The sequence below is a fragment of the Caballeronia sordidicola genome (genome assembly GCF_002220365.1).
In the GTDB taxonomy this organism is placed as follows: Bacteria; Pseudomonadota; Gammaproteobacteria; order Burkholderiales; family Burkholderiaceae; genus Caballeronia; species Caballeronia sordidicola_C.
On the sequence record NZ_MTHB01000220.1, the window covers coordinates 1 to 5226 of the forward strand.

The window sequence follows — 5226 nt, forward strand, 5'->3', positions numbered from 1 at the left end:
ATTGCAATGGGCATGATCGATTTGCTCTTCTGCATAGGAACCCTCGCGACTGGCAAGTTCGTACTTGGTCTCGATACAGACGCCCTGCGGACCGTTGCCGTCATCACGTTGGTGTTCAGCGGACAGGCTGTCTTTTACGTCGCACGGGAACGGCAGCGTATGTGGAGTTCCGTTCCCGGACGATGGCTGATCGCGTCCTCGGTCGCGGACGTGGCGATCATTACTCTGCTTGCGTCCAATGGACTGCTCATGACGGCATTGTCGCTGCCGCTCATAGCAGGCATTTTGTGCGCCGCTGTCGTGCTGGCCGTCGTGCTCGATAGCGCAAAGCTCCTGCTCTTTCGCAGCCTTGCTGTTACCTGAATGCAGATAAGCGCGAGCCTCAGGTCAATGCGCTCGTCAGTAATCCGCCAAAGGGTATCCGATGCGACTGCCTGGATTTGTTGGCTCTGCGGCCGCATCTTCTTGTTTTAGTATCGCAGCCGCCGCGGTTCCGGCTCAGTCTTCCGTGGCTGTTGCTTCCGTTTCTCGCACCCTCGACGAAACGAGCATCTTCGAACCGAAGGTGACATTGACCTGCGCCAGTAATCTCTGAGTGTTCGCAAGGCAGACGGGAACGGATGCGTCAACTGCCTTTGTCAATATCCACCCCAAGCAAATCCGCATTCGCGATGTGGAAGGCCTCGTCCGCATGAGAACCCTACCGCACTAACGATCGGGCCTTGTCCGCAATGTCTCAATCTCCTCGAGCAAATCGAGCGCAAGCGCGACACCAGCAGCGTTCAGCCCGAGGTCACGCGACAAGCGCTGTGCCGTCACCGCACGGCGCAATGCGCTGCCGCTGAAGCGCCAAGCCAAGGTTACCTCCCCCCGCGGTTCGAATGCGCCTTCGGCCACCCAAAGGCTCAACTGTTCCGTGGACGCTCCGCTCGCCCTACTCAGTTCGCCCAGCGTAAATTCAATGCTCTCTTCGACGATCTCACCCTGCAAATAAACCGCTATCGATGATGTCATGTCGAATCACCCGTAAAGTTGGCTCGCGGATCGAACTTGAAAGCGTCGCGCAGCGTGCCATAGGCGGCTTTCTCCGCATCGGTGTCGGCCGGTGGCATAACCACATCGAGCACGACATACAGGGACCGTTCGGGGTTGCTGGCATCGCCTGCGGAATACCGCGCCCCTTCAGACGCACCCGCTTGCCGTTGGCCGAGTTGCGCGGCACCGTCATGCTCACGCTGCCATCGGGTGTCGGCACGGTAACGTCCGCACCAAGCGCGGCTTCCCACGGAGCAATTGGCAGATCGAGTGATACATCGCGACCGTCTACTCGATAACGCGCCTGCTCACGCCATTCTATTTCCAGGTACAGATCGCCGGGTGGGCCCTGTCCGAGCGACGCGCCACCCTGACTGGCGAGCCGAAGACGCTTGCCCGCGCGAATCCCCTTGGGGATGGATACATTCAGCGTACGGGACTGCATCGTCACGTGCCCCTGCGCATCCGCCACAGGCATCTGCAGCGCGATCGCCCATTGCGCACCCTTGAACGAGTCACGCAAATCGATCATGACTTGGCGTGATGATCCTGTCCGGCTGCGTGCATGGACGGGCGGTACCGCTGCGCGCTCTCGCCGCCGCCGCCGAACATCGACTCGAAGAAGTCGCTGAAATCACCCTGTGCGCCGCCTTCGTCACCGCGTCCACTGTATTCGAAGCCGTCGTTCCAGTTCGGCGGCGGCCTGAAGTCCTCAGCATTGTCGGGTTTCTCGCTCAGTCGGTCGTATGCCGCGCGCTTCTCTGGATCTTTGAGCACCTGATAGGCTTCGCCGACCTCCTTAAAGCGTGCTTCCGCGTCAGCTTTCTTGTTGAGATCAGGATGAAATTTACGGGCGAGCTTGCGATGTGCGGCCTTGATCTCGGCTTGAGTCGCCGTGCGCAGCAGGCCCATCGCCTCGTAGTAGTCTTTGTACTTCATCGGCGATTCCATCCCAGCCATGTGTTGACGGAGAAATCGATATGGACAGTTAAGTTTTAACGATATGTCGAGCGTATACCTCGCAGTCGATGATATCCGTCTCAGTTGCATAGCTGCGTAGATCGCGTCTGCCGCCGCAGAAATGGCATCCCTATGAGCGGTGCCTAGCGTCGCACAGGTCCCCAAATTTTTCCACAGCGCGGCTTGTCACAACGCCGAACAGCTGTTTCACCCAATTGGCATGCTGATTGTTGATCGGCCGAAACCTACCAAGAATAGACAAACAACTCGCGCTCGTAGCGTACGACGGTCAGAATCGTCATGACGAACTCCATCGGGGCAGATACAACGATCAAAATTAATCAGCAACAACCATTCCCTAATAATAGCCTTTGCTTTGCCGAGATTGGCAGGCTCGGAAATTACTCAGACGTGCGAGCATAGCGCCGAAAGTATGCCCCGAGCATATTACGCATTGACGCAACGACTCAGGATGGCGACGAACTGGGAAAGATTCAGTCTCTTTCGAGCGCTCGGTGCCGCTTAGTCGCATCGTAGTTTGGTTTCACGCGTTCTACTGAGAGTGGGAGTGGATTGAACCCGGCTATTCTGAGGCCGAGCTTCTCCCCGGCAGATAACGAAGCAGCATGTCGAGCAGATGTTGGCGACGCCCCATGGCGCCACCGAAATGCGAACAGCCTACTTTGCTGGCGGTCGAGCCCATCATGCTCGTCTCTTAACCATTCATACTGGTTCTCGTTTTACCGTTGTGCTTCCTCACAGAAGAGGAGCACCGTGCCGCTGGCCGCGCGCGGTCGCCTCTCGGATCCATATCTTCAGTCATGCGATCTCGGGTTGGAGAATCGGGTTAGGTTGTGGATATTCGTTATATCGGCGGTGACGCGCAAAGATCGAGGGCGACATCGAGGTTTTTGTTTATTGATAGCGCTCGGAAAACGGGGCTCGACGCTGCAACGGTGGTGTCAGTCCATTTTTTTAGTCCCGATGGATACATAAATCGATCAGCTGGCGCACCATCGAAGCTGCTTGTTCAAGTATTTCGTTGATTTGCCGATACCTAGCTTAGGACATTGCTTTTGATGCACTTCAAGCCTCTCCGACTTGGAACGCTGCGCGGCAGCGGCGCAAACTGGACTTCATATGTTACGAAAACCCACATCCTCCAGTGTTGCTGCCTTCCTGTTACTGGAAGCATCATCGTCTTCAGCGGGCGTATTGTCGGTGGAGCACGCGTCAATGTCGGTTAGTCTGGTTATCCAGGAAAGCTGCGTGATCCAATCGGGAGCCGATCCCTCGTCCTTCGCCGCGCCCCGCGTCGCCTGCCTGCACGGCGAACCGTATCGGGTCGCGGTCGTTCCCCTCGAGCCTGCACAGACGCTCTCAACGATGCAATTCACCGCTCCCGGCACGCGTCAGCCGGTCTGGATGGTGAGCTTCTGAGCGGGTGCCCCCCACCCGACACTGCGTCAGAAACTGATCGTCGCGGTGATGGTGTCGCTGTAACTGCCCGGAACTGGCGACGTCTGCGCCGGCACCACGCCATACACGTTGAGCACCTGCTGGTTTCCCGTCCCTGTGCCGGTTGCCGTCGCGGTCCCGCTGGTGCCGTCGCCCCACGCACTGGTATGGGTGGAATCGACATACAACTGGTAGTTCACTGTGCCACCGCCGCCCGAGCGCGCCATCTGCCGTGCCGCGACGTTGCTGGTGGCGCCACCATTCAACGCGATCCGGTAAGCGTCACCGTTGGTGCACTGTGCTGTGATCGATCCGGTTGCATTCAATGCTTTGCTCAGCACGCCGGTCGCGGCAAAGCTAACGGTCGTCGCGCTGATGTTGCAGTTGTTGACGACCGTGGCGGTGGCGCTGAACGCAAACGTGCCTGCCGCAGAGGTAAGCGATGCGCAGCTCGGCGTCCCGATCAGAAAAAAGCCATAGTTGATCGAGGTGGTGCCACCACCGAAGGTCTGGGTATACGTCGTGCTGCTGTTGCCGACGGTGGGTACCGTGGGCTGATTGGCCGTGATCTGGCCGTAGATGGTCGCCGACGTGCTCGCTGTCGTGCCAAGCCCAGGTTTGGTCAGCGTGAGCGAAATCGGTGTGGTGCCGAAGTAGATTGAACCCCACGCCAGAGAATGCGCTGCATCCTGGTACAGGTCGTACTGCATCTGGTTGGCGCCGTTCACCAGACTTCGCGGACTGGTGCCGCCCAGATTCAGGCACACCTGGACGTTCGGTGTAATCGTGATCGCGGGCCACGTGCACGTCACGATGACGGTGCCGGTGGTGCTGACTGCATTGCGGCTGATTGGGCTCACCGAGCCGAAACTGATTGCCGACGCGCTCGCCGAGCAGCTCTGTGCGTGCGCGCCGTTCGACAGGCCAAACAACAGTCCGACAACCAGCGCAACAAACATGATGCGTTTCATCGCGCCTCTCCTGCTTGTGGACGGCATGTCAACGGTCCGATCGTCGGCAACGACCCGTCGCTCGGACGCTCGTAAGCGAAATCCACCCCGCAATGCAGCGCGCCGCTGTCAATGACCAGATGGTTGTCACGCTGCAGGGTGTCGATGAAGGTCAGGCCGTCGTAGCCGACGATTGTGTCCTGGCCGCTTTCCTCGTAATGCACGCGTGCGCCGGGCGGCAGTACCTTGCCATCAGGGCCGTGCAGGATGACCGACGCGGCACTGTAACGCGTCACGCCGAACTGTGCGAGCACGCCCGACTGTGCCTGCGGCACGAGATCCAACGCGGTGGTCGCGATCCGCGCATCGGCTGGCAGTTTCATGCTGTCAATGTTCACCTGATTGTGCTGATAGGCGTTCAGGTCGGGAATCAGCAGATGACCGCCGCTGTCGGTCGTGCCGATCACGCGGTTCTCGTGCAGCACCGGAATACCTGCAACGCCTTCGGTCGACACCAGCGCGAAACCATCGTCGATGCGGCGCGATGGTTCCACACTATGGCCCAAGGACGTTTTGAGTGGAACTTGACATCAAGTACCATAATGGCCTCCGCTGTTTCCCATCAGATTCTTTGTAAGCCGACGGCCATGTCGACGGGTTGCGAAGAAGTGATGGTAGGCAGTAGTCGCCCTTATCTGAATCGAGGAATCGTCTGTGAGTGTTGCCGTTGAAACCCTGTTTACTTCCGCGTTGGGTCTGCAAGCTCCGTGGATGGTATCCAGAGTTGAGCTCGATACAACCAAGCGCCGGATCGATTTCGAAG

General features: G+C 58.5%; 5 protein-coding genes and 3 pseudogenes. 2 read left to right on the forward strand and 6 right to left on the reverse strand.

Annotated elements, in window-relative coordinates; translation table 11 throughout:
* Positions 1 to 363: pseudogene (locus BSU04_RS46725) on the forward strand (HAD-IC family P-type ATPase); the annotation flags it as partial.
* 345 nt (positions 364 to 708) lie between these two features.
* Here BSU04_RS46725 and BSU04_RS30715 read toward each other — a convergent pair.
* The 4 genes and pseudogenes from BSU04_RS30715 to BSU04_RS48090 all read right to left on the reverse strand — a co-directional run.
* The gene (locus BSU04_RS30715; protein ID WP_089164058.1) at positions 709 to 1014 is read right to left on the reverse strand and encodes a chaperone modulator CbpM; all 306 of its coding nucleotides are present in this window, start codon (positions 1012 to 1014) and stop codon (positions 709 to 711) included.
* Positions 980 to 1567, reverse strand: coding sequence for a DnaJ C-terminal domain-containing protein (locus BSU04_RS48625; protein ID WP_306427239.1), 588 nt, complete (start codon positions 1565 to 1567; stop codon positions 980 to 982). Before BSU04_RS48625 ends, BSU04_RS30715 begins: the two co-directional genes overlap by 35 nt.
* Positions 1564 to 1974 (reverse strand): DnaJ domain-containing protein, encoded by a 411-nt coding sequence (locus BSU04_RS48630; protein ID WP_306427240.1) that lies wholly within the window; start codon positions 1972 to 1974, stop codon positions 1564 to 1566. The genes BSU04_RS48625 and BSU04_RS48630 overlap by 4 nt, the downstream gene beginning before the upstream one ends.
* Before the next feature lie 686 nt (positions 1975 to 2660).
* Positions 2661 to 2798, reverse strand: a pseudogene (locus tag BSU04_RS48090) (ATP-binding protein); the annotation flags it as partial.
* Between the two features lie 337 nt (positions 2799 to 3135).
* On the opposite strand from BSU04_RS48090, the gene BSU04_RS30730 reads away from it, so the two are divergent.
* Positions 3136 to 3435: a hypothetical protein gene (locus BSU04_RS30730; RefSeq protein WP_144021403.1), complete on the forward strand. Its 300-nt coding sequence runs from the start codon at positions 3136 to 3138 to the stop codon at positions 3433 to 3435.
* Between the two features lie 26 nt (positions 3436 to 3461).
* Here the strand turns inward: BSU04_RS30730 and BSU04_RS30735 are convergent, their stop codons facing one another.
* Together BSU04_RS30735 and BSU04_RS30740 are read right to left on the reverse strand one after the other, a co-directional pair.
* The gene (locus BSU04_RS30735) at positions 3462 to 4451 is read right to left on the reverse strand and encodes a Csu type fimbrial protein (protein ID WP_373452891.1); all 990 of its coding nucleotides are present in this window, start codon (positions 4449 to 4451) and stop codon (positions 3462 to 3464) included.
* Positions 4421 to 4957 (reverse strand): annotated as a pseudogene (locus tag BSU04_RS30740) (fimbria/pilus outer membrane usher protein); the annotation flags it as partial. The pseudogene BSU04_RS30740 and the gene BSU04_RS30735, both read right to left, overlap by 31 nt.
* Between the last annotated feature and the right edge of the window lie 269 nt (positions 4958 to 5226).

Bases quoted from the DNA above. Each gene is read 5' to 3' on its own strand.
- BSU04_RS30715 (WP_089164058.1), bottom strand. From the start codon at position 1,014: ATGACATCATCGATAGCGGTTTATTTGCAGGGTGAGATCGTCGAAGAG.
- BSU04_RS48625 (WP_306427239.1), bottom strand. From the start codon at position 1,567: ATGATCGATTTGCGTGACTCGTTCAAGGGTGCGCAATGGGCGATCGCG.
- BSU04_RS48630 (WP_306427240.1), bottom strand. From the start codon at position 1,974: ATGAAGTACAAAGACTACTACGAGGCGATGGGCCTGCTGCGCACGGCG.
- BSU04_RS30730 (WP_144021403.1), top strand. From the start codon at position 3,136: ATGTTACGAAAACCCACATCCTCCAGTGTTGCTGCCTTCCTGTTACTG.
- BSU04_RS30735 (WP_373452891.1), bottom strand. From the start codon at position 4,451: ATGCCGTCCACAAGCAGGAGAGGCGCGATGAAACGCATCATGTTTGTT.